Source organism: Pseudoalteromonas sp. APC 3224, assembly GCF_030407535.1.
GTDB lineage: Bacteria > Pseudomonadota > Gammaproteobacteria > Enterobacterales > Alteromonadaceae > Pseudoalteromonas.
In genome coordinates, this window is record NZ_JASDDF010000009.1 from 102,654 (window position 1) to 126,910 (window position 24,257).

At 41.8% G+C, this 24,257-nt stretch carries 22 protein-coding genes and 1 riboswitch; of the genes, 10 read left to right on the top strand and 12 right to left on the bottom strand.

Going from position 1 to position 24,257, the window contains the following annotated elements:
- Positions 1 to 245: 245 nt before the first annotated feature.
- Complete coding sequence (locus QL989_RS06725) at positions 246 to 1,406, bottom strand: HDOD domain-containing protein (protein WP_290169223.1); 1,161 nt, start codon at positions 1,404 to 1,406, stop codon at positions 246 to 248.
- A gap of 47 nt (positions 1,407 to 1,453) precedes the next feature.
- Entirely contained in the window at positions 1,454 to 2,035 is a 582-nt protein-coding gene (locus QL989_RS06730) for an aminodeoxychorismate/anthranilate synthase component II (RefSeq protein WP_010392074.1), read from the bottom strand.
- Between the two features lie 249 nt (positions 2,036 to 2,284).
- Between QL989_RS06730 and QL989_RS06735 the strand changes: the two genes are divergently transcribed.
- The 3 genes from QL989_RS06735 to glpD all read left to right on the top strand — a co-directional run bounded on the left by QL989_RS06735 (position 2,285) and on the right by glpD (position 5,718).
- Positions 2,285 to 2,527: a YdcH family protein gene (locus tag QL989_RS06735; protein ID WP_290169226.1), complete on the top strand. Its 243-nt coding sequence runs from the start codon at positions 2,285 to 2,287 to the stop codon at positions 2,525 to 2,527.
- 168 nt (positions 2,528 to 2,695) lie between these two features.
- The gene (gene glpK, locus QL989_RS06740; RefSeq protein ID WP_290169228.1) at positions 2,696 to 4,201 is read left to right on the top strand and encodes a glycerol kinase GlpK; all 1,506 of its coding nucleotides are present in this window, start codon (positions 2,696 to 2,698) and stop codon (positions 4,199 to 4,201) included.
- A 14-nt stretch (positions 4,202 to 4,215) separates the two neighbouring features.
- Complete coding sequence (glpD, locus tag QL989_RS06745) at positions 4,216 to 5,718, top strand: glycerol-3-phosphate dehydrogenase (protein ID WP_178954629.1); 1,503 nt, start codon at positions 4,216 to 4,218, stop codon at positions 5,716 to 5,718.
- A gap of 7 nt (positions 5,719 to 5,725) precedes the next feature.
- Here the strand turns inward: glpD and QL989_RS06750 are convergent, their stop codons facing one another.
- Entirely contained in the window at positions 5,726 to 6,124 is a 399-nt protein-coding gene (locus QL989_RS06750; RefSeq protein ID WP_055012471.1) for a thioesterase family protein, read from the bottom strand.
- 30 nt (positions 6,125 to 6,154) lie between these two features.
- On the opposite strand from QL989_RS06750, the gene QL989_RS06755 reads away from it, so the two are divergent.
- Positions 6,155 to 6,859 carry a 2OG-Fe(II) oxygenase gene (locus tag QL989_RS06755; RefSeq protein WP_138606689.1) on the top strand — a complete coding sequence of 235 codons (705 nt, stop codon included), beginning with the start codon at positions 6,155 to 6,157 and terminating at the stop codon, positions 6,857 to 6,859.
- Positions 6,860 to 6,930: 71 nt separating this feature from the next.
- Here the strand turns inward: QL989_RS06755 and QL989_RS06760 are convergent, their stop codons facing one another.
- The 6 genes from QL989_RS06760 to QL989_RS06785 all read right to left on the bottom strand — a co-directional run bounded on the left by QL989_RS06760 (position 6,931) and on the right by QL989_RS06785 (position 15,357).
- The gene (locus QL989_RS06760; protein ID WP_290169232.1) at positions 6,931 to 8,166 is read right to left on the bottom strand and encodes a cysteine desulfurase-like protein; all 1,236 of its coding nucleotides are present in this window, start codon (positions 8,164 to 8,166) and stop codon (positions 6,931 to 6,933) included.
- A 10-nt stretch (positions 8,167 to 8,176) separates the two neighbouring features.
- Positions 8,177 to 8,809 (bottom strand): 2OG-Fe dioxygenase family protein, encoded by a 633-nt coding sequence (locus QL989_RS06765; RefSeq protein ID WP_178954625.1) that lies wholly within the window; start codon positions 8,807 to 8,809, stop codon positions 8,177 to 8,179.
- Positions 8,810 to 9,008: 199 nt separating this feature from the next.
- On the bottom strand, positions 9,009 to 11,606 hold the full coding sequence (gene acnB / locus QL989_RS06770; RefSeq protein ID WP_290169235.1) for a bifunctional aconitate hydratase 2/2-methylisocitrate dehydratase: 2,598 nt from the start codon (positions 11,604 to 11,606) through the stop codon (positions 9,009 to 9,011).
- 252 nt (positions 11,607 to 11,858) lie between these two features.
- Entirely contained in the window at positions 11,859 to 12,920 is a 1,062-nt protein-coding gene (locus QL989_RS06775; RefSeq protein ID WP_290169237.1) for an OmpA family protein, read from the bottom strand.
- 320 nt (positions 12,921 to 13,240) lie between these two features.
- The gene (locus QL989_RS06780) at positions 13,241 to 14,650 is read right to left on the bottom strand and encodes a protein adenylyltransferase SelO family protein (RefSeq protein ID WP_013463813.1); all 1,410 of its coding nucleotides are present in this window, start codon (positions 14,648 to 14,650) and stop codon (positions 13,241 to 13,243) included.
- An 8-nt stretch (positions 14,651 to 14,658) separates the two neighbouring features.
- Complete coding sequence (locus QL989_RS06785) at positions 14,659 to 15,357, bottom strand: DNA-3-methyladenine glycosylase I (RefSeq protein ID WP_128583486.1); 699 nt, start codon at positions 15,355 to 15,357, stop codon at positions 14,659 to 14,661.
- A gap of 187 nt (positions 15,358 to 15,544) precedes the next feature.
- Positions 15,545 to 15,724: riboswitch (Lysine riboswitch) on the top strand.
- A 127-nt stretch (positions 15,725 to 15,851) separates the two neighbouring features.
- Here QL989_RS06785 and dapA point away from each other — a divergent pair.
- From dapA to QL989_RS06810, 5 genes are all read left to right on the top strand, one after another.
- Positions 15,852 to 16,736 carry a 4-hydroxy-tetrahydrodipicolinate synthase gene (gene dapA, locus QL989_RS06790; protein WP_290169242.1) on the top strand — a complete coding sequence of 295 codons (885 nt, stop codon included), beginning with the start codon at positions 15,852 to 15,854 and terminating at the stop codon, positions 16,734 to 16,736.
- Positions 16,737 to 16,751: 15 nt separating this feature from the next.
- On the top strand, positions 16,752 to 17,492 hold the full coding sequence (locus tag QL989_RS06795) for a 2,3,4,5-tetrahydropyridine-2,6-dicarboxylate N-succinyltransferase (protein WP_290169244.1): 741 nt from the start codon (positions 16,752 to 16,754) through the stop codon (positions 17,490 to 17,492).
- Positions 17,492 to 18,697 carry a PLP-dependent decarboxylase gene (locus QL989_RS06800; protein ID WP_024601193.1) on the top strand — a complete coding sequence of 402 codons (1,206 nt, stop codon included), beginning with the start codon at positions 17,492 to 17,494 and terminating at the stop codon, positions 18,695 to 18,697. The genes QL989_RS06795 and QL989_RS06800 overlap by 1 nt, the downstream gene beginning before the upstream one ends.
- Before the next feature lie 5 nt (positions 18,698 to 18,702).
- The gene (locus QL989_RS06805; RefSeq protein ID WP_290169247.1) at positions 18,703 to 19,824 is read left to right on the top strand and encodes a succinylglutamate desuccinylase/aspartoacylase family protein; all 1,122 of its coding nucleotides are present in this window, start codon (positions 18,703 to 18,705) and stop codon (positions 19,822 to 19,824) included.
- Positions 19,825 to 20,008: 184 nt separating this feature from the next.
- Positions 20,009 to 21,040 (top strand): phospholipase A, encoded by a 1,032-nt coding sequence (locus tag QL989_RS06810; RefSeq protein WP_055012465.1) that lies wholly within the window; start codon positions 20,009 to 20,011, stop codon positions 21,038 to 21,040.
- 53 nt (positions 21,041 to 21,093) lie between these two features.
- On the opposite strand, the gene QL989_RS06815 is transcribed toward QL989_RS06810, so the two are convergent.
- Complete coding sequence (locus QL989_RS06815) at positions 21,094 to 21,987, bottom strand: bifunctional GNAT family N-acetyltransferase/hotdog fold thioesterase (RefSeq protein WP_138606709.1); 894 nt, start codon at positions 21,985 to 21,987, stop codon at positions 21,094 to 21,096.
- 123 nt (positions 21,988 to 22,110) lie between these two features.
- On the opposite strand from QL989_RS06815, the gene QL989_RS06820 reads away from it, so the two are divergent.
- Positions 22,111 to 22,857 carry a fused MFS/spermidine synthase gene (locus tag QL989_RS06820; RefSeq protein ID WP_290169251.1) on the top strand — a complete coding sequence of 249 codons (747 nt, stop codon included), beginning with the start codon at positions 22,111 to 22,113 and terminating at the stop codon, positions 22,855 to 22,857.
- Here QL989_RS06820 and dtd read toward each other — a convergent pair.
- Both dtd and QL989_RS06830 read right to left on the bottom strand, forming a co-directional pair.
- Complete coding sequence (dtd, locus tag QL989_RS06825; protein ID WP_010392023.1) at positions 22,854 to 23,291, bottom strand: D-aminoacyl-tRNA deacylase; 438 nt, start codon at positions 23,289 to 23,291, stop codon at positions 22,854 to 22,856. The genes QL989_RS06820 and dtd overlap by 4 nt on opposite strands.
- Positions 23,292 to 24,173, bottom strand: coding sequence for a virulence factor BrkB family protein (locus QL989_RS06830; RefSeq protein WP_198522395.1), 882 nt, complete (start codon positions 24,171 to 24,173; stop codon positions 23,292 to 23,294).
- Positions 24,174 to 24,257: the final 84 nt, after the last annotated feature.

The following is a 24,257-nucleotide window of genomic DNA, read 5'->3' on the forward strand; positions in this document are numbered from 1 at the left end:
TTTCAGGCGCTCATTATTTCAGAAATTTAGGCTTATGTCTCTTCAAAAACTTTCATGTACCCCTTTAAAATAAAGGGCTTAAGATATTATTTCATGGATAGTGAATAACTATTTGAGAGCTAGTAATGAAGTACATTTACCTTAGTGAGCGCCTCTACAACGAAAAAAGCATAGCGCTTATAAACCAACTGCACATGAATAAGTAGAATTAAAGTGAATGAATAGTCGCAAAAAAATTAACAGATTTAATCGATTTGGAGTGCCAAATTAGTAAAATTACTTGCTTGTAAGGCCTCTAACTCTTTTTTTGTAAACTTATAATAGCTAAACCAGCTTTGTAATTCATCGTCTTCAATAAGCTGGTGCTCTTTTAAGTTTAAGTACTGAGAGTAACAACGCGCCTTTAAAATTACTTGCGATAATGGCAATAAACTATCGCCTTTTTCTATCCCATTTACTAACTGCTGCATTACAGTGTTAAAGGGTAAGTATTTAAATGACATGGTTTCAATCACCTTGGCGCTAACAAGCAGTGATTTTTCATTCAGCAGTGTCGTTAAAAATAGCGGGTCAGGTTTAAGCTCCAACAACGCGGTGTGTAGGTTTTTGTCACCTTCTTCACGAGCCCGCTGTATTTTGCGTTGCCATACTTGATCAAACACTTTTAAGTATAAGCGCACTAAGGCAATTTGCCCCACATTCAATAACATGCCCAGGGTAAATGCATGCATGGGGTTTAATCCATTAAGCTGAGCAAGCGTTTGTGCCGCAATAGCACATGACATAGTATTGTCTTTTAACCTGCGCTTTAATAGCGGAAATGGTGCGGTACTGTTTGGCATCCAATGGCGCACTGCAAAAGTAGGCACTACCAGTTGCAGGTTGTCTAAGCCTAAATAACGTAATGCCAATGCTGGGGTATCTACTTTGACTGAGGTGCCTTTACTGCGTTGCTTACGATAAAAAGGTAAATTAACTAAGGTAACCAGCTCTCGTCCAAGCCAGTTTAAATCGTTAATTAGCGGCTCTAAACGACCAACCGATGCCGCGCGTGTTGCAAGAATATCAAGTATCGCGGGCACATTATCATCTATACCAACAGTGTCTTTGATGACTAAATCTATGTCTTCAAGACGTTTGGCCATCACGGTTTCAATAACCGTATGTAATTTTTGACTGGTTTTTGCCTGTAACTTTTGATGTGAAGTACTTTTTTGTTGACGCTTTTGCTGAGCGGCCACTTCAACTTCTAATAAGGTACGCTTTTTAACGGGTTTACCGTCATTGAGGTCTAAGGTATGAATAAAGCCTATTTGCTGATTAGCAAAACTATGACCCAGTAGCAAATCATGCGCTCGTTGGTGTAGCACGTTAACAATTCGCTGTTGCTGCAATGTATCGGTCATAAACTCTATCTTAAGGCAAAAAAGGAAAATAGCTTACAGGTATAAGCCTAGAAGCGCGTTAAAAAGTTATCAAGTAAGGCTAAGCCTTGCTCGGTCAAAATTGCTTCAGGGTGAAACTGCACGCCTTCAAGTGCAAGCTCATTATGCAACAATCCCATAATTTCATCACGCAGCCCAGTGTTGCTTTGTGTCCATGCTGTTACTTCTAGTTCTTTAGGCAATGAGTGTGCTTCAACAATTAAAGAATGGTAGCGGCACACTGTCAGCGGGTTTGGTAAACCTTTAAACATACCTTGATGCTGGTGATAAATTGGCGATGTTTTTCCATGCATAACCTGTTTAGCGCGCACCACCTTACCACCTAGCACCTGAGCAATAGTTTGGTGCCCCAAACAAATACCTAATATAGGATAAGTTCCTTTAAATTGCTCTACAACAGATAGCGACACTCCCGCTTCACTTGGGCTTTTAGGGCCTGGAGAAATCACAATATGGTCGGGGTTTAACTGTTTAATTTCGCTCAGCGTTATTTGGTCGTTACGTTTTACTACCACTTCTTGATCTAATCGTTGAAAATACTGTACCAAATTGTAGGTAAACGAGTCGTAGTTATCGATCATTAAAAGCATGTATTAAAGTACTCAAAGTAATTAGGCGGATGGTTATTGCATGCATATTCTAACTGAAGGCTTTGCAGGTGTCAGTGTTTTGCAGCTCAGCTAATACAAATAGCTCGCTTACAATCAGCAATGGTTGATTTATTTTAAATCAGCCCAAGCTCTATTATATGAGTAATTCAGTAGTTACAAACTGTCTATCAGTAAAGTGACCTGCATTATCCAACAGCGCATTAAATACGTATAAACAAGGAGTAACCTATGTTAGGCGAAGACCATTCATTAACTAAAGACTTTCCTGATTACACGCAAACAATTGCAAAACTCAATGCAAATGATGAAAACTTTGCTACTAAAGCAAAACAATACAATGAAATCGATAAAGAAATTCGGGTACTTGAACTAAAAGACTCACCTATCGATGACGAAGCTATGCAGCAGCTAAAGCACGGCAGAATGGTATTAAAAGATTGGTTACATCAACAATTAACGAGTACTAATTAATCACTATTGCTTGGCGTCTATTAAATAATAGGCGCCAAAATTTAATTATCATTTCCCTCTCCTACCCTCTGCTAATCTATAATTTTAACCATTATGGTGCAAAAGCATTGCTATTCGTTTAGCTTAAAGACAAGCTAGCTTTATCTAAATTAAACAACGTTATTTTTTATGGCTAAATACTTACTCTCGATTGATCAAGGAACGACAAGCTCTCGGGCTATTTTATATAGCAAAGATGCACAGGTGATAGGGAGTGCTCAACAAACCTTCCCTCAGCATTTTGTAAAAAATGGTTGGGTTGAACACGATCCTGTAGATATTTGGCAAACTGTATTAACCAGCGTCAAAAACCTCTTAGCGCAGCAACAAGTAACTGCCGCCGACATAATTGCCATCGGCATTGCTAATCAGCGAGAAACCACTTTAGTGTGGAATAAAAAAACTGGGCAACCTATTTATAACGCGATTGTATGGCAAGACCGACGCACCAGTGAATATTGCGATAGTTTACGCCATGCTGGGCATACAAAAATGGTGAATGATAAAACCGGTTTAGTACTCGACCCTTATTTTTCTGCAACCAAAGTTCGTTGGATTTTAGATAACGTCACTGGCGCTAAAGAGCAAGCACAAGCAGGTGAACTAGCATTTGGCACGGTAGATACCTACTTATTGTGGCAATTAACCGACGGTAAAGTGCACAAAACCGATGCCACTAATGCCTCACGAACTTTACTGTTTAATATTCATCAGCAATGCTGGGATGAAGAATTACTGGCTTTATTTGATATTCCACTGGCTATGTTGCCTGAGGTAATGGACTCAGCGGCTGATTTTGGGATAACAAGCGGCAAGTTGTTCGGTAGTGAAATTCCTATTTGTGGTATTGCAGGCGATCAGCAAGCGGCTTTAATTGGTCAAGCCTGTTTTGAAGAAGGTATGGCAAAAAGCACCTACGGCACGGGCTGCTTTTTAATGCTTAACACTGGTGATAAAGCACTAAAATCAAATAATCGTTTATTAACCACTCTTGCATATCGGCTCAACGGCAAACCCACCTATGCGATTGAAGGCAGCATTTTTATGGCCGGTGCCACCATGCAGTGGATAGTAGAAGGCCTAAAGTTATTAGAAAACGCAGGTGAAAGTGAAGCCCTTGTCAAAGGTGTTCCCTTAGATCATGGGGTGTTTTTAGTCCCCTCGTTTACTGGCTTAGGAGCGCCCTATTGGGATGCAAATGCAAGAGGCGCTATTTTAGGCCTAACCCGAGATTCAGGCATTAGTACTATTGTGGCAGCTGCCTTACAGTCGGTGGGTTATCAAACCAAAGATTTACAAAAAGCCATGGAGGGTGACGGGCTTCGTCCTAGTATTTTAAGGGTTGATGGCGGCATGGCAAACAATAATTGGGCCATGGCATTTTTAGCTAACATTTTAGGCGCAAGCGTTGAACGCCCAACCTTAACCGAAACCACTTCATTGGGGGTTGCCTACTTAGCAGGGCTGCAAACTGGGGTGTATGAATCAACTGCGCAGCTTGCCAACATGTGGAAAAGCGATCGTCGCTTTGAACCAACCATGAGCAGTGAAGAGCGCAACGATTTATACGCAAAGTGGCTACATTGCATTGCACAAGTTAGACTTTCTAATAGTACTGACGACGAGAGTGACTAAACACAGGGAAATCTATGAGCGCACACGACAACGAATATGACTTACTCATTATTGGCGGTGGTATTAACGGCGCTGGCATTGCAGCCGATGCTAGTGGTCGTGGCTTAAAAGTACTCTTATGTGAGCAGAACGATTTAGCCTCTGCTACCTCTTCTAATAGCAGCAAACTTATTCATGGCGGGCTTCGCTATTTAGAGAATTATCAATTTAGATTGGTAAGAGAGGCCTTGCGTGAGCGTGAAGTACTGTTAAAAAAAGCACCGCATATTATGTGGCCACTGTCTTTTCGACTGCCGCACCAAGCACATTTGCGTTCGCCATGGATGATTCGCATGGGGTTATTTATTTATGACCATCTAGCCTGGCGTAATACTTTACCCCCTTCAAAGGCGATTGAGTTTAACAGCGATAGCGTACTTAACAGCAGCGTCACCCAAGGCTTTGAATACGCAGACTGCTGGGTTGATGACGCGCGCTTAGTGATTTTAAACGCACAAGCAGCGCATAATTTGGGCGCCACAATTGCAACACGCACGCGCTGTATTAAAGCCACCCGTAACGCAAACTATTGGAATGTAATTTTAGAGCAGCAAGCTAGCAAGCAACACCTAAATATTAAGGCTAAAAGTGTTGTAAATGCTGCAGGCCCTTGGGTCGCGTCATTATTTGAAGATGTATTTACCCAGCCCACACCACATACTGTTCGCCTTGTAAAAGGCAGTCACATTGTGGTGCCTCGAGTTCATAGCCAGCCGGTTGCCTATATTTTACAAAACGAGGATAACCGTATTGTATTTGTTATTCCTTATGAGCAAGATTACTCACTAATTGGCACCACTGATGAAGATTATTCCGGCGATATTGCTGATGTAAAAATTAGTGAGCAAGAAATCGAATACCTGATCAGTATTACTAATCATTACTTTAAAAAGCCAATAAGCAAAGCGGATATTGTGCACACGTTTAGTGGCGTGCGCCCGCTGTTAGATGACAAATCAACAGATGCCCAAGCGGTCACCCGCGATTACAAACTGATATTAAATAATGAAGCTGATCACGCCCCATTATTAAGCGTATTTGGTGGCAAAATTACCACCTATAGAAAGCTTGCAGAAAATGCCGTTAATAAATTAGCGCCCCTTTACCCAAAATTGAGTCGCTCGTGGACGAAAGACACCCCTTTACCAGGTGGCGACTTTAGTAACCAAGCATACCTTATCGCACAGTTAGAAAGCAGCTATTCTTGGCTGCCAATCGACACCTTAAAACGTATGGCTCGCAGCTATGGTACGCTTAGTTATCAATTATTGGGTAAAAGTCAAGCAATCGGCGATTTAGGTTATCACTTTGGCCATGGCTTATATGCAAAAGAAGTTGATTACTTAGTAAACCATGAATGGGCAAAAAGCAGCGCAGATATATTGTGGCGCAGAACTAAGCTCGGACTACGCTTTACTGAAAAACAAGTCATTGCTCTGGCGCAATATTTAACTAAACATCCTGCTTGCCACAACTAAACTGCGATTAACTCGTGGCAACAAGGTGCTGTGTTAATGCAGCTTTTTCATCAGCCGAAAGCGTTTGCTTTGTTTTGCTGGCAAAATCGTATCGCACCATGACAGTTTTACCAATTGCACAGCACTTATCTTGCTGCCAGGCTTCTTGGCGGATCACAAATGAGCTATTACCAATCTGCTCTATGCTGGTGTTAATTGTCACCTCATGAGCATAAAATAGCTCGCCAACAAACGACACTTCAACCTTAGCAATAATTAACTTCCAATTGTGAGGATTAAGATCAGGGGTAAAAAATTTAAAAATAGGTACTCGGGCTGCTTCAAACCAAACTGGGAGTACGGTATTGTTGATGTGTCCGAGTGCATCCGTTTCGCTAAAGCGCGGCATCACTTTTTCAGTAAACATAATAATCCATAATAATTAAACAGGTAACTCATGACGGACTTTATCCGCGTGTATGACAACGCGCTCAGCAGTGACTTTTGTGATAACTTTATCACTACCTTTTCTCAAAGCCCGCATATTAAACAAGGGATGACATCGGGCGGCGTTGATCTTAATAAAAAAGATAGCCACGACCTGCACTTAAACAATCATCCTGAATACGCAGAACAATTAAAACATATTCAACAAACCACTGCACAGTATGTTTTTAAATACATTGAAGAACATATTTTTATGATGATTGGGGCATTTGGCTTAAAAGTGTATCACCCAAAAACAGGCCAGCCGGTAGATTTGACTCATGCCAATTATGACGAAGTAGGTAAACCACAACTTCCTTTATTGGTGCAGCAAATTTTTAGGCTCGGTAATATTCAAGCACAAAAATATGAGGTCAATAAAGGGGGCTACCCGTATTGGCATAGTGAGGTGTATCCGCAGTTACAACATAATGAAGCCCTGCACCGGGTATTGTTATTTATGTTTTATTTAAATGATGTTGAAGAAGGCGGAGAAACCGAGTTTTATTATCAAAATCGTAAAATAACCCCTAAAAAAGGCAGCATGGTGGTTGCTCCAGGATATTTCACGCATACACATAGAGGCAATAAGCCAGTATCAAATGATAAGTATATTTTAACCTCATGGGTTTTGTTTAATCGAGCAGAGCAAATATATGGAACGCCACAAAGCTAGGTAATCAGCCAATAAAAAAGCCATAAGTAATTTTTACTTATGGCTTTAAAAAGTATTGAATAAATAAGGGATTAACCTAGTAGCTCATCAAACAAATTAAATAGCGTGTCTATTTCTTCTAGGGTGTTGTAGTGCATGCAACCAATGCGTACTACGCCGCCCTTATCAAGCACACCCAGTTGTTTGCATAAACCTTGGGCGTAAAAATTACCATCCCATACACATACATGCTGTTTGCCCAAAAATTCAGATACTTGGCGAGGCTCTAACCCTTCAAAGGTCAGTGCAAACGTAGGGGTACGCTCACTTAAGCGAGCTAAGTCATCAATACCAAACAATTTAATACGCGGGTAATTAACCAGGCGTGTTAAAAAGTATTCACTAAGCGCCATCTCGTGTTGTTTCGTTTTTTCAAACGCAACACGCAGTTTTTCTCGGCGTGAGTGACTGTCATCAAGTTCGCTAATTGCCGCAATGTAATCAACCGCCGCAATAAAGCCCGCTAGTGCTTCAAAACTTTGGGTACCAGTTTCCCAACGACCAGGAGCAATATCTTTCGCTGGCTCTACTTTATAAGGTGTAAACCCTTCTAAGTGCGAAGCTTTACCGTATACCATACCTAAGTGCGGACCAAAAAACTTATATGCAGAACACGCTAAAAAGTCACAATCTAATGCTTGCACATCGATTAGTTCATGAGGGGCATAATGCACAGCATCAACATACACCAATGCACCGACATTGTGCGCAAGCTCTATAATGCGTTTAATATCGTTAATAGAGCCAGTGGTATTTGATGCATACGTAACGGCAACTAATTTAGTGTTAGCGTTTAATAAGCTTTCAAAATGCGCCATATCTAAACTGCAATCGGCTTCGTTAATTAGCGCTGTGTTAACCACTGCACCTTTATCTTCAGCGGCTTGCTGCCAAGACGATACATTTGAAAAATGATCTGCATTGGTCACAATAATTTCATCGCCTGCTTGCCAACTGCGTGAAATCGCGCGGCTGAAGCTAAACGTAAGGCTGGTCATATTAGGGCCAAATACAATATTTTGTGCACTAGGGGCATTTAACAAATCAGCCGCCGCTTGACGCGCATTAGCCATCAGTTCAACCGTTTTGTCACTTGAGAAAAACGCACCGCCCAAGTTTGAATTATAATGCCCTAAATAAGCAGTCATGGCACTGAGTACCGGTTGTGGTACTTGTGAGCCACCTGGTCCATCTAAAAACACCGGTGACTTGCCATCAACCGTTTGCATTAAAGCGGGAAATTGCGCGCGCAATTGCATTAAATTCATTTTATTTCTCTTAAGCAGTTAGTACAAAACAATCCAGGTAACCTGGTTTATTGGCATCAATTTTGTTCATTGGCGTGGCGTTATGCCATACCTGACGATCATTAATTAGTGCAAACATGCCGTCTTTTATTTCCATTTTAAAACACGGTTCTGCTTGTTGGTTTTCATAAACCAATAGCTCACCGCCTTCTAAATTTTCATGAGAAACACCACATACGCATACATGGTCAAACCCGTCTTGATGCACACCTTCAGGGGCTGCTGGCGTGTCGCTATCAATCGCAAGCATTCTAAATTGGTGAATTTCAATATCACGATCTGCATCAATACCGGTAATCGCACAAAATTCGCTAACAATATTTTTCATACCCTCAGACTCAAGCAAGCTTTGCTCTAAATTTTCGTAAGTACGTTCAACATTACCTTGAAAGGTATTAATTGAATCGTCTTGCACAAACGCTTTAGTCGCTTGAAGGTTGAGCTCATCATTTTGTAGTTTAACTACTGAATAACGGCGTTTGCGAAACGCACCATCTGCATATGGGTTTGCAGGTAAGTTATCAAAAGAAGGCTTAACCAAATCAATGTTGGCTTGGTTAATAAAACGAAGTTGCAGTAAATTCTGGTTGTTTAATGCGGTCATAAAATCCTGCTTATAATAATGATAATATTGGCAGGGATTTTAATGCATATAGCGAGGATTTTTTGCTTTATTATCCAACTCAAAAGCAAATAATAATTAAATTTAATTCAATATAAGATTATTAAAGCATGAATAATCCAAATTAAATTTAAATGATAAAAAACCCGCCGAAGCGGGCTTTTCATTCAAACTCTATTAATTATACAGCTTGCTGAATAATTACGTTGTCTGCTTTTTTAGTGTACTGAGGCATACGGTGGAAGTTCAAGTAACGGTAGGTATCTGCTGCCGTTGCATTGATTTTCGCTGCATATTCTTGGTACTCAGCCGGAGTAGGTAATTTACCTAAAATTGCCGCTACTGCTGCCAGCTCTGCTGAAGCTAAGAACACATTTGCGCCTGTACCTAAACGGTTAGGGAAATTACGTGTTGAGGTAGACACAACAGTTGCTTTATCTGCAACACGTGCTTGGTTACCCATACACAGTGAACACCCAGGCGTTTCAATACGTGCTCCAACACGACCAAAGATACCGTAGTAACCTTCGTCCGTAAGCTGGTCTTTGTCCATCTTCGTTGGTGGTGCAACCCAAAGCTGTGTTGGGATACGACCTGTAAAACCATCGAGTAATTTACCCGCGGCGCGGAAGTGACCAATGTTAGTCATACAAGAACCGATGAATACCTCATCAATTTTCTCGCCTGTCACGTCAGATAGTAAACGCGCATCATCAGGGTCATTTGGCGCACACAGTACTGGCTCTTTAATGTCAGCTAAGTCGATTTCAAGCACATGCTTGTACTCTGCATCTTTGTCCGCTTCCATTAGTTCTGGGTTAGCTAGCCATTCTTGCATTGCTGTAATACGGCGCTCAATCGTACGAACATCGCCGTAACCCTCAGAAATCATCCACTTAAGCATAACAATGTTAGACTCAAGGTATTCGCTGATCGACTCTTTAGAAAGCTTAACAGTACAACCTGCTGCTGAGCGCTCTGCTGATGCATCTGATAGTTCAAATGCTTGCTCAACAGTTAAGTGCTCAACTCCTTCAATTTCTAGTATACAACCAGAGAACTCGTTGATTTTACCTTTCTTCTCAACCGTTAATAGCCCTTCTTTAATACCGTAGTAAGGGATGGCATGAACGAGGTCACGCAACGTGATACCAGGCTGCATTTCACCTTTAAAACGAACCAAAATCGATTCAGGCATATCAAGTGGCATAACACCTGTTGCTGCTGCAAATGCGACCGCACCTGAACCCGCTGGGAATGAAATACCTAATGGGAAACGAGTATGTGAATCACCACCGGTACCTACGGTGTCTGGTAATAACATACGGTTCAACCATGAGTGAATTACACCATCACCAGGACGAAGCGATACACCGCCACGGTTCATGATGAAATCAGGAAGTGTATGATGCGTATTTACGTCAATTGGTTTAGGGTAAGCCGATGTATGACAGAAAGACTGCATGGTTAAATCTGCAGAGAAGCCTAAACAGGCTAAGTCTTTAAGCTCATCACGTGTCATAGGACCCGTGGTATCTTGCGAGCCAACCGTAGTCATTTTTGGTTCACAGTATTGGCCTGGGCGAATACCGGCAACATTACATGCTTTACCCACCATTTTTTGCGCAAGCGTAAAGCCTTTATCTGACACTTCAGTAACTGCTGGTACTTTAAATACGTCAGTTGCACCTAAACCCAGTGATGTACGTGCTTTGTCTGTAAGACCGCGACCAATGATCAGTGGAATACGACCACCAGCACGAACCTCATCAAGAATGACTTCTGATTTAAGTGTGAACGTAGAGATCACGTCATCAGTACCGTGACGTTTAACAACCCCTTCATAAGGGTAAATGTCGATTTGGTCACCCATGTTGAATTCATCAACATTTAATTCGATTGGTAATGCACCCGAGTCTTCCATTGTATTAAAGAAAATAGGCGCAATCTTATTACCTAAACAGACACCACCTACGCGCTTATTTGGTACAAATGGGATATCAGCACCCATAAACCAAAGCACAGAGTTAGTTGCAGATTTACGTGAAGATCCCGTACCAACAACATCACCTACGTAAGCAAGTGGTAAGCCTTTAGTTTTTAATTCTTCGAGCTGGGTAACTGGACCTACTTCACCGTTTTTATCAGGGTTAATGCCATCACGTTCTGTTTTAAGCATCGCTAGTGCGTGAAGTGGAATATCAGGACGTGACCATGCATCAGGAGCGGGTGATAAGTCATCCGTGTTTGTCTCACCAGTGACTTTAAATACAGTAACCGAGATCTTTTCAGCAACAGCTGGCTTATTAGTAAACCATTCTGCTGCAGCCCAAGACTCAATGATTTGTTTGGCGTATGTATTACCTGCTTTTGCTTTTTCTTCTACATCGTAAAACGCATCAAACATTAATAAAGTGTTTGCAAGGCCCTTAACTACGATTGGCGCTAACGCCGCGTCATCCAGTAAGTCAACCATAGGCGCGATATTGTAGCCACCAAGCATAGTACCTAGCAATTCAGCTGCTTTTTCTTTAGAGATAAGTGGAGAAACGGCTTCACCTTTAGCAACAGCCGCTAAAAAACCAGCTTTAATATAGGCTGCATCATCAACACCCGGCGGTACACGGTTGATTAGTAGTTCTAGTACGAACTCTTCTTCACCTGCAGGTGGGGCTTTAATTAGCTCAATAAGATCAGCCGTTTGCTGAGCATCTAATGGCGCTGGTACGATACCTAACGCGGCACGTTCTTCTACGTGTTTACGATATTCTTGTAGCACAGTATTGCCCTCTTGGTGACGTGAAAGTATTCGGAAGTGTTTATAAAACAAACCATAACCCAATACTTATAGTATTCTAACGCTCGATTATAAAGCTTTTATGCATAGATTAAAATCCATCCACTTAGGCAGCTAGTTATAGCGATTATTAATAATATGAATAGTGGATTTCATAAAATCAACTTTCATGAATACTTATTAACAGCCATAAAAAAACCCAGCCTAAGCTGGGTTGTTTGTAAAGTAGTAGTACTATTTACGTTTAACTTTTACGCGCTCAACGGTTGATATATGCGCTTCAACACGGCGATTTTCTGCGTGTGCTTCTGCCGTATTCGCTTTATTTACAAGACGCTCCTCACCATAACCTATTGTACTGATACGCTCTCTTGAAATACCATCTTTTACTAACTCATCGGCAACATCGTCTGCACGCTTTTGAGAAAGCTTTTTATTGTAGCCAGCATCACCCACTGCTGAAGCATGACCCTCAAGTAGTACAGTTGTATCTGTATACTCTTTCATGAATTTTGATACCGCAGCTATATCATCAAAATATCTTTGTTTAACAATGGCTGAGTCATGTGGGAAAGTGACTAATAGCTTAGTAGTTACTTTAGACTCTTCGTATAAAGTGCACCCGTCACTATCAACTGCATCTGTTACTGGTGTGTTGGCGCATTTGTCATTAGCATCAATCACGCCGTCGTTGTCACTATCTAGAGGAGCAACTACTGCAGCTTCAACCACAGGCTCAGGAGCAGGCTCAACCGGTGCTACTGGCGCCGATTTTTGACCAAAGAAGTAGTTTATACCTAATTTAGCGCCAACATCTGTGTAGCCTTTGTCTAAACCTTGGTAAACACTGGTTTCAGCATTAACAAAAAAGTTGTCTGTAACAAAGTGTCGGTAACCTACACCTGCGTTTACAAACGTGTTGTCATCAACAACATCAATATCTTTCAGACCAAATAAACCGTAGAAAGGACCGCCACCAAAGTGGTAAAGTGCATCGATACCGTAACGTTCGCCGTCAATATCGTTGCGGTTATTCAATACTTTGTCGTGAGCATTAAAGTCTAGGTCTGCGTACTCTAAACGCGCACTCCAGTAATCATTAAAGCGGTAGCCTAATTCAGCACCCCAGCCTGTTGACTCATTAACGTCAAGGCCAGCTTGCTCACGCATGTTTTTCCACGAAGCATCGTAATAATCGCCGAATGCACCGATGTAAAAGCCTTCTTGCTCGGCTGCGAAAGTAGATGCGCTAGTTGCAGCTAACGCAATAGCCATTGTAAGTGATTTTAATTTCATTGTTTTCTTCCCATTTTAACAACTAAAAATGTAGCTAAGCATTGCTAGCTCTTCTAACTTACCTATACAGTAACTGAGTCTTTGTTAATCAATACTTAACGCAAATATATTTTTTCAATATCTAGGATAATAAAACTAGCTCATAAAAAATGTCGATGAACACAGGCTAGCTCAAAAAGCAAACAATCGCTTTAAACCCCACACGATCACTGGCTTTTATGGAGTTATGGTATCACCCGTTCATAGTTTGCTCTATGAATGAACGTCGCTGGGGTAAAAAATGACCTTTTATATTCATTTTAAAATGCAATAAACCATACTTAAGTACCGCAAAAAGTACGATAATTCTTATCATCTTCGGGCGGCGTTTGAAACTCAGTGGCCTGCGCATGGCTTGTGTAAGGGCTCGACATCACTTTGCTAAAACGACTGAGTAGCTCACTATCCCCATGCGTAGTGTACTGCGTAATAATATCTTCAATAATATGGTTACGTGGGATCACGCTCGGATTGGCTTGTCGCATCACTTGATAGCTGTGCTCATTAGTTCGTGTTTGCCATTGCTGTGCCCAAGAGGTAAGTGCTAATGGTATTTCAGCTTGCCCATTTAACGACTCAGTGAGTGCATTAAAAGTATTGGTATAATCAAGCTGGTGTTGTTTTAATAACCCTAGTAACTCCCCCACCAGCTCATTATCTTTATCATCAGCTATTGTTAGCCCTAACTTTTGTGCCCACATAGCGCTAAATTGCTGATTAAATTGCGTTGAAAAGCCCTCAATTAAAGGCGTCATCATTGCCACCGCTTGCTCGTCATCGTCACTGATCAGCGCTATTAGACTCTCTGCTAAGCGGGCACAGTTCCAACTTGCCATGTTTGGCTGATTACCAAACGCATAACGCCCTTGTTTATCAATAGAGCTAAACACGGTATCAAAATCAAACTGGTTCATCATGGCACATGGACCGTAATCTATGGTTTCACCACTAATTAAGGTGTTGTCGGTATTCATTACCCCATGAATAAACCCCACCCTCATCCAACTTACGACTAAGTTAACTTGATTGGTTATCACTGCGGCTAAAAAATCTAAATAACGCTGAGCGCCAGTGCTGTTAATCTCGGGATAGTGTCTTTGAATGGCTAAGTCGGCTAAGTTTTTTAGGCTAGTAACGTCACCTTGAGTGGCTAAATATTGAAACGAGCCCACCCGAATATGACTGCTGGCGAGTCGGGTTACAATAGCACCTGGTTGAGGTGGGTTGCGATAAACGGTTTCGCCACTGCCAACCACGGCTAAACAACGCGTTGTTGGAATGCCAAGCGCGTGCATAGCTTCGCTCATTACGTACTCACGAATAGCTGGACCTAATGCACAGCGGCCATCGCCTCCGCGCGAAAATGGCGTAGCACCAGCGCCTTTTAATTGCAGATCCCAAAGCTGATTTTTATCATCGCTAATCGCACCGAGCAAATGTGCCCTACCATCCCCTAGTCGCGGTGAAAAGTGACCAAACTGATGACCAGAATATCCCAGTGCCACCGCAGAAATCGCTTGGGGTTCATTACCGCTAAATATATTTGCTCGAGAATCGGCACTCACCTGTATATTAAATTGCTTAGCTAGGGGCTCATTCCATAACAATAACTGTGGCGCTGTCACCTTGGCTGGATGATCGCTAATTGCAAACCCCTCACCAATGTCGGTATACCTTGGCACTAATTTCATGTTTAATCCTATTGTTTTTGGCTGATACCTACGCGATTGTCACCTACACCATAAGCGACAATTAAGCTTAGCTCTTGCATGCTTAAGCCGCTTTGCTGCTGCAGTTCATTAAAGAATGCCTGCGCCGCACTTAGTGACTTTTTAGTTTGTAATCCGCCATCTATAATTTTATGGGCACGCAAATAGCTTTCTACGTCTCTTGAAAGTAAAAAAGTATCTTTTCCTAAGGCGCGCAGCGCATAAGGGCCGGTATTACCACCAAGCCTTGCACCATGCTTTTTTAAATACGCCCACAAGCCAATAATATCTTCACTTGGCCAGTTAGCAATAAACTCACTAAAGCTGCCGTATTGCTCTGCAACTTCGTGGATCATATACGCATTTTCAGTAATAGTTTTTACTTTTTTATAATTGCGCACAATCCGTTCGTCACTGGCTTTTTGTTCTAACATGTCTGGTGGCATCATCAATAGCTTTTCAACACTAAAATCCCAAAAAACCTCTCTAAATCCGGCCCACTTACTGTTGATCACCGACCAATAAAAACCACTTTGAAAAACTTTCCGAGTAAATTCTTCTAGCCAATCATCATCACTTAATGTGACGAGTTGCTTTGTTGATAAAGGTTTTGCGAGTAACAACTTAAGCATTTTTTCAGAGCCCTTTCGCTCTACCGCTCGCTTATAAATATCACTAAATTTTTCCATCTGCTTAATACCTTACTTCGACAATAGTACTAGTGTACGAGAAAAGCAGCTAATACGTAATAACTGTCAATCAGGATGAATCTATCTATATTTAGTCACTTGACACCTAGACGGCTAAAGTGGTTTAATCGCCACACTTACCCTATTACATTGTATTTGCTGATTGATTTTTCAATAGCAAGTGCAAAGGGCTGGAAGAGGTGCGTTATTCAGGTAGCGTATGTTAGGAGCGCAAACTCCATTGAGCATACGTGAGGGGAATTAACGCCGAGAGGTAACACTTTTTTGTGAAAGGTTGCTTCGGGCGACTAGGCTGAATCCTAGCGACTGTCACCAATAACATATTTGGTGGAGAGCTTCTGGTCTTAGTATAATAAGGCCGTGCGCCCTATTATTTAAGCCCATTCGCTCTTCGAATTATAAACACATTCAAAGAGTCAGGCATCCTAAATACCCGCCAAAAACTCGACGAATGCCCTATAAGTTCGTGAGAGATGATCAACAACTTCAATATTAACAATTTCCATTTATGGACTGCGCTGATCACCCCATTTGATCAAAATGGCCTAGTTGATTACGCAACCTTAGACACCTTGGTGGCCGAACAAGAAGCCGCTAACAATGGCATTTTACTGCTAGGTAGCACCGGCGAAGGGTTAGCCCTTACCCTCAAAGAACAGCAAGCCATCGTAGAGCATGTCTGCCAATTACAGCCGAGCGTCCCCCTTATGGTTACGGTAGGCGGTAGTAACTTAAAGCAACAGCTTGAATGGGTTAATTACTGCAACCAGCTGCCTATCCATGGTTTTTTACTCGGCTCGCCTTTGTATGCCAAACCCGGTGCAGTGGGGCAAACGCATTGGTTTGAAAGCTTACTCAATGCCAGTTCTCATCCTTGTATGCTTTATAACGTACCAGGACGTAGTGCGGTTAGCATTCCCATTGCAACCATTGAAAACCTCAAACAACATAAAAATTTATGGGCACTGAAAGAAGCCAGTGGCTCTATCTCTCAATTTGAAGCCTATCGACAAGCAGCGCCTGAACTAGCCATTTTTAGTGGTGACGATGCCCTCATGCCTTATTTTGCCCAAGCAGGTGCAAAAGGTTTAGTGTCGGTTGCAGCCAATGCATGGCCAGTGCAAACCCATGAGTTTGTAAAGCGCAGTTTAAGCGGCCAACACCCTAATCTTTTTGTCCAGTGGTCTAGCGCTATCAATAGCTTATTTTCAGTAGCAAACCCTATCCCAGTCAAAGTGTTAATGCATTTACAAGGGCGTATTAGCAGTCCGCATTTACGTCCACCTTTAACACACCTTGAGCTGACACACACAGATGACATTTCATCGGCAAACAACACCATTTTATCTTGGCATTAAATACAGGTTTTTATAATGAGCTGGTTAGAACTATTAAATAATTTAGAAACGGGCGCGGTTCGCGCAGCAACACAAGACGAAAACGGCCAATGGCACGCTAACGTAGAAGTAAAGCAAGGCATTTTAGAAGCCTTTAAAAACGGTCAAAACACCGAGTTTGCTGGCGGTTTTGTTGATAAACATAACTTAGCGCCGCAAAGCTTTGAAGCCACAGCAGGCGTTCGCATGGTACCCGGTGGTTCAAGTGTGCGCCGTGGTGCACATGTTGCCAAAGGCACTATTATTATGCCACCTGCGTACGTAAATATTGGTGCATTTATTGACGAGGGCACTATGGTAGATAGCCACGCGCTCGTAGGGTCGTGTGCTCAAGTAGGTAAAAATGTGCATTTAAGCGCAGCGGTACAATTAGGCGGAGTACTTGAGCCCATTGGTGCCAGCCCTGTGGTCATAGAAGACGATGCATTCATTGGTGCAGGCTGTGTGATTGTTGAAGGCGTGGTAGTTAAAAAAGGCGCGGTACTTGCCCCAGGTGTTCGCTTATCTGCAACCATCCCTGTTTATGACTGCGTAAATGAGCGCCAGCTTGATAAAGGCGAAGCAATCCCTGAATACGCGATTGTGATCCCAGGCTCTCGCCCTGCGTCAAACGATTGGGCGCGCGAGCAAGGCTTAAGCATGTCGTGTGCGTTAATTGTTAAATACCGTGACGAGCAAAGTGATGCGTCATTATTGCTTGAAGAGGTTTTACGTTAATGACCTTTTTGAGCACGCCCGTTAAAACCGCTATTGATAAGCTAGCAACTGAGCTTGATACGCCCTTTTTTGTTTATGATCTTGATTCACTAAACACACATTTAACGCGTTTAGTGGCACAAACCGAGGTAAAACTCTGGTATGCAGTTAAAGCGAACCCGTTATCTAGCGTGATCCAACGCTTAAATAACGCTGGTTTTAACTTTGATGTCGCCAGTAAAGGCGAGCTTGAGCAAGTCCTTGCTCAAGGAATTAACAGTGAACGCGTGCTCAACACGGGGCCTGCAAAAAGCCCTAAACAAATTAAGCACTTTATTGCGCGTGGCGTGCGTACCTTTGTGGCCGAAAGTCTCAATCAGGTACGTTGGCTCAACGAACAAGCGATTGCTCAGCAGTGCCAGTTGCAGGTTTTATTAAGGGTACAATTACGCTGGCCCGAGGGTGATAAAAACCCGCTAGGGGGCGATAGTCTTACTCCATTTGGCTTAGGGTGCGACGAGTGGCAGGCGCTAAATACCAGTGACTACTGTGCACTTAATTTTGACGGTCTGCATATTTTTCAGTGGGGCAACATGCTTAGCAGCGACAAACTCGCTGAGCTGTGGACACAAATGATTACGCCGTTAAGGCAACTTGCTGAGGATTTAAATATTAACCTCAAGGTGCTGGATTTAGGTGGTGGTTTAGGTATTCCCTATACGCTTGATACGCCCACTCTAAGTTGGGATGCACTCATAGAGGCGCTTGCAAAAATTAAATGCGATGCGGGGGTTACTGAGCTATGGATGGAACTAGGTCGCTACGCTGTAGGCGAATGCGGCCACTACGCCACACCTGTTGTTGAGCGTAAACTAAATTACGGCCAACAACAGGTGATTATGAGCGGCGGCATTAATCATTTATTGCGCCCTGCGGTCACCAGTCAAGATTTCCCTGCGCGTTTATTACGAGATTCAAACGCAGCAAATCAAGCAATGAGCCTATACGGCCCCTTATGTACTGCACTTGATTGCTTAGGAGAGCACCAATTACCCAGTGATTTAAATGAGCAAGACTGGCTAGTATTTAGTCAATGCGGTGCCTACGGTTTTACCGAAAGTATGCCGTACTTTTTATGCCATGAGCTGGCCGGTGAATATGTTATCCACAATGGCGTATTGAGTTGCGTGCGACAAGCAGAAGATGCAAGCCACTACTTGAGATAAAAAAGATGAATAACACCATAGCTATAAGCCAAGAAAACATTGTAGTTGGTGAAGTGGCAAATGGCCTACCACTGACTATTCCTGTCTATCGTTTAAAGGGCGATGGCACAGGCCCAAGTGTGTATATACAAGCTAATATGCATGGTGCCGAAGTACAAGGTAACGCGGTTATTTATCAGCTACTTGAACAGCTAAAAAACCTTAATTTAAAAGGTGACATTACCTTAGTCCCCTACGCTAACCCCATTGGCTGTAATCAAAAATCGGGCGAATTTACGCTTGGCCGATTCGATCCTATTACGGGGACTAATTGGAATCGTATGTATCACTGTAATAATCAGCTTGCATCACAGTTTGCAAAGCAATACTGCGACGCTGACGATACAGCTCTAAAAACAGCATTTAAAACCGCGTTAATTAATGATGTTGAGCAGCAACTTAATGGCCCAGACTATCGTTTAACAACGGGTAAACGCATAGCGCTAAACTTACAAAGACTAGCGCATCAGGCTGATATTGTTTTAGATTTACACACTGGCCCTATTTCTAGTCAGCACTTATATTGTCCTGAATATGCCACAGAAAGTGCCCGTTACTTTAATATTCCCCATGTGCTAGTGATCCCTAATGACTTTGATGGGGCAATGGATGAAGCGAGCTTTTGTCCATGGTGGCAACTTAGCGAGCAACTTGCTCAGCAAGGCCGAAATTTTAACGTACAAGTTGAAGCCTTTACGGTAGAGCTAGGAAGCCAAGAAAAAATAGATTTAAGCGCGGCACTAGACGATGCCAATAGTATTTTAAGTTATTTAAATCATAAGCAAGTATTTGTTGATGCCTCCTACAAGCCAAAGGTGATGACAAGGTATGGCTGCCAACTAAATGATTATATTGCTTACTATGCACCTATGGGTGGCATGGTTGAATACTTAGCCCCTCTTGGTGGGCACATTAAAGCGGGCGAACCTATAGCTAAAATACTGCGAATGGAACGCTACCTAAGCGAACAACCACTGCAAACATTAAGCTTTGATCTTGATGCGATTGCGATATTGCATTTTGCCTCAGCTAGTGTGAACCAAGGAACTGAGCTTTATAAGTTTTTTACAAACGTTTTTGAGCTTTAGCTCACCCCTTCTCATTGCGTGAGAGTCTAACTAGCGAGCTATTAGCTAGTTACCAAGTAAAAGCGACTTAGGTCGCTTTTCTTTTTGCTTTATTAAAGTTCAGGACAAATTCACCGTATACGTGTTAAAAATGCGCTATAATCACCACAAATCTGTTACTTCCCTCACTTACAAAGGAATTATAATGAGTTGGCGCCACTGGATACTACTCTCAACATTACTAAGTACTGCTGTTATTGCTGAAGAAACAGCAAAAAACGAGCAAAACAATGAACTTGAGCTGGTTAAACAATGTATATTAAATGAAGTGATAGGTGGAGACGGTAAGCAAACCCTCGATCAATTGCGCGAAAAATGCTCTGCAGTTGAAGAAAGCAAGCAGCTAACAGCTATCGATAAACGCCAAGCCCGTGAAGCGGTTGGCAAAAAGAATCGTAATGTAATTACGCCGCATAAACGTAATTATATTTTACCGGTTTCATATATGTCGAACCCAAACACTCGCCCGTTTGATGGATTTGCAGAATTAACCGATAAAAAAGATGGCGACCCTCTCGATAACCTAGAAGCTAAATATCAGTTATCAATTAAAGTACCTTTGTATGATGAGTTTGCCGACTCAGACCAAGCTATATTTTTTGGCTTTACACTGCAGTCATACTGGCAAGTATATAACGACGATATTTCATCTCCTTTTCGTGAGACTAATTACGAACCAGAAATTTTCTGGATTAATTACTTAGACCCTGAAAACGTTTTATGGGGCGATGAAATGGCAATAGCCATTGGTATTTCGCACCAATCAAATGGCCGTAGTCAACCAAACTCGCGTTCTTGGAACCGTATATATGCCGATTTCATTTGGGAAAATGACGGCTTTGTATTCAGCTTTAAGCCTTGGTACCGCATTCCTGAAAATGAAAAGCCTGCGCCGTTAGATGCACGAGGTGACGATAACCCTGATATCTATAAATACATGGGTTACTTTGAATTTGGTGGCGCGTATCGCTTTCACGATCATGAATTTAGTTTTATGACTCGTAATAATTTAAATTCAGATAACCGCGGGGCAATTCAGCTTGATTGGTCATTCCCTCTATGGGGAAGAGTACGCGGCTATGCGCAGTACTTTAATGGCTATGGTGAGAGTTTAATAGACTATAACGCCGATATTGAACGCTTTGGTGTCGGTATATTACTGACTGACTTACTGTAATAACCGCTAATAAAAAAGCCAAGCAACTCGCTTGGCTTTTTCGTTTATTCTTATTACTTTTTAACCACAAACTGCCCTTCAAACTGAGCAACTATTTGATCACCATCAAAAATGGTTACTGGCACTAAATAGCTCGCCTTACCCGCCTCTTGTAACTCTATTAAGTTACCTTTACAGGTTTGAATATCAACACAGCCTTTAGGGTCGGTATTAAGTGGTTTTAAGTATTTAATATTAGCATCGGCTAACACTATATTACCCTCAAGTCCGGCTTCTTTTAATGCTAAGTACGTTGCTCCCCAACCCGTTAGTGTAGCTAGGCTATAAATAGAGCCTGCAAACATGGTGTTGTGTAAGTTTAAGTTAGCATTTAAATCTGCACGAGTAGTAAATTGCCAATCGGTGTAGCTTTCTACTTTTATCCCCATTGCATCACTAATAGGGATTGATTCACGCCATGTATTTTGCAGTACTTGAGTCCAATTAGGGTGACGAAACCAACCTGGCTCACTCGGCTTAAGCTTAACCATTTTATAATGTTGAACATCACCATAGGCTAAATGCGCTTTTTCTTTATTTTCGTAGCCATGGCGCTGATAAAATTCCAGGGCACGTTCGCGAGCAAACAGCACTAATTCATCAGCATCTTGATTCCACGCTATTTTTTCTAGCTCATGTAATAAGCGACTGCCAATATGTTGATTACGGTTACCCTCTGCAACCGCCATATAACGTACTTGAGCTTGTTGCTGATTATTAAAGTGCAAACGCGCCACACCCAGTACTTCACCTGCTTTATTTTTAATAAAGCGGTGTTCAGCTTCTTGCTCTAAATCGTCTTGCTCAGAACCACGAGGTTCGCCCCATGGTGCACGTAAAACTTGCCAGCGTAATTGATAATAGGCTTGCCAGTCTTCACTACTTTGAGGGGTGCTCACTTGAAACATACAGACTCCATAAATTAAAAATGTAAAAATATTACGCTGTGCATTTTGTGAAAAACACCATACTCGATCTGGGTAAAACTGCAAATACGACTTTGGTTTTCTATAAATGACTGTAAAAAATTAATGACAAAATCGATTGCGCTTTACCCCTGCTGGTTTATGCTCAATACCATGAATAAATATATCCATGATAGCAGTGGCCTGATCAGCAGGCACTTTATTGAGCATAGTTCATCACTAGGCCAGTTACTTTATTGGCATAATCAACATGGCATAAATATACAAGTTCGAGAGCATCAACAACTGCGCTGGCTACTTATTAACAACACCTTGCAATCAGTTATTTTAACCCGGAGCCCACAAGTATTACTGTTTCCTCACCTTGCCTATTTAGCAACGGTTTGGCAGCAACGACCAGCGCCTAAAAAAATACTTGAGCTCGGTTTAGGTGGCGGTGCCATACGCAACTACCTGTTAAAGCAGTACCCTCGAGTACAGCTGACTTCAGTAGAAAAAAACCCTCATATAATTGACTGTTATCAAGATTTTTTTGCCCTTAATGAACAGGGCCAAATTTACTGTGAAGACGCACAAACAGTTTTAAAGTCAGCGGTGAATATAGATTGGATTATTTTAGATTTATTTAGTGAACTAGACGCCCCTAGATTCTTATTCGATTTATGTTTTTATCAAACAATTTATGAGGCGCTTGCTCAGCAGGGCATCTTATTTATTAACTTTTTATCGCAACATAGCTCCCAACTTACGCAGCTACAACTTGTGCTTAAGCGCGTGTTTGGGGGAGCCGTTAGTATTAAAAAGATCACCGGATTTGTGAATCACATTGTGGTTGTAGAAAAAACACTTTAAGCGGTTAAATTAAAGGTAACCGGACCGTCGTTACATAAACTAACCTGCATATCGGCTGCAAATACACCGGTAGCGACCTTTATACCGAGTAATTTAGCCTGCTCAACAAAGTAATTATATAATGCTTGCGCTTGATCTGGTGTGGCTGCCGATGAAAAACTAGGACGCATGCCTTTTTTGGTATTAGCTGCAAGTGTAAATTGCGATATGACTAATAGCTCGCCTTGTATGTCTTTAAGACTGAGGTTCATTTTATCGTTTTCATCACTAAAAATTCGATAATTACTGACTTTGTGCAATAGTTTATCAGCAACACGCTCATCATCTTCTTTTTCAACACCAAGCAGTAATACAATACCTTGCTTTATTTCGCCAACAATCTGTTTTTCTATTGCTACGTTAGCGTGTGTTACCCGTTGAATTAGTCCTTGCATTTATTCACTACCCTCTGCTTGTTGCTCTTTTTTATTGTAATGTTGCATGTTAATACACACAGTAAATTCAGCACCTAGTAGCACGACTACCCACGACAAGTATACCCATACAAACAAAATAGGAATGGTTGCTACCGCACCATAAATCACTTCGTATGATGGAAAATGGCTAATGTATAAAGCAAAGCCTTTTTTGGTTAACTCAAATAACATTGCAGCAAACAGTGCACCAGGAATAGCGGCCCTAAATGAAACTCGCGTATTCGGCACTAAGGTATACAGCATGATAAAACCTGCCATAGAAATAGCATAAGGGAGTAGTTTTAATAAAAAACCACTAAACCCAGGGATCCCCTGATCAGCAAACGACACTAGTGACACAATATAAGAGGTGACACCAATACTCGCACCCAGTAGTACAGGTCCCAAGCTCAGTACCATCCAATACACAGCAAAGGATATCATCATTGGGCGTTTTTTCTTTACTCGCCAAATACGGTTTAGTGTGGCATCTACATTACGAATAAGTAGCAAGGCAATGGCTGCCAAAAAACCAATACCTACCGCCGTCATTTGATTAGCATTACCAGCAAACGAGCTAATATGTTCTTTAATAACATCGGAAGAAGTCGGCACAAAGTTAGTAAATAAAAAACTTTCAATGGCTAAACGGGTCGATTCAAACCCCGGAAAAGCAGAGAAGATTGCCACACCCACCGCTATCAACGGAACCAACGACAACAAGGTAACGTATGCTAAATACCCTGCATTAATGGTTATTTGATCGTCTATACAGCGATTGAAATATTGCATCCACCAGCCTGGTTGCTGTTTTAGAAACACCTTAGCTTGCTGTTTATAATGAGAGAGCTTATCATTCATACAATTAACTTTGTTGGTGAGCTTTTGATTATAATAACAATCAAGGCCATAATTTACAGCATTAACACTCGTAAATAGGAATTC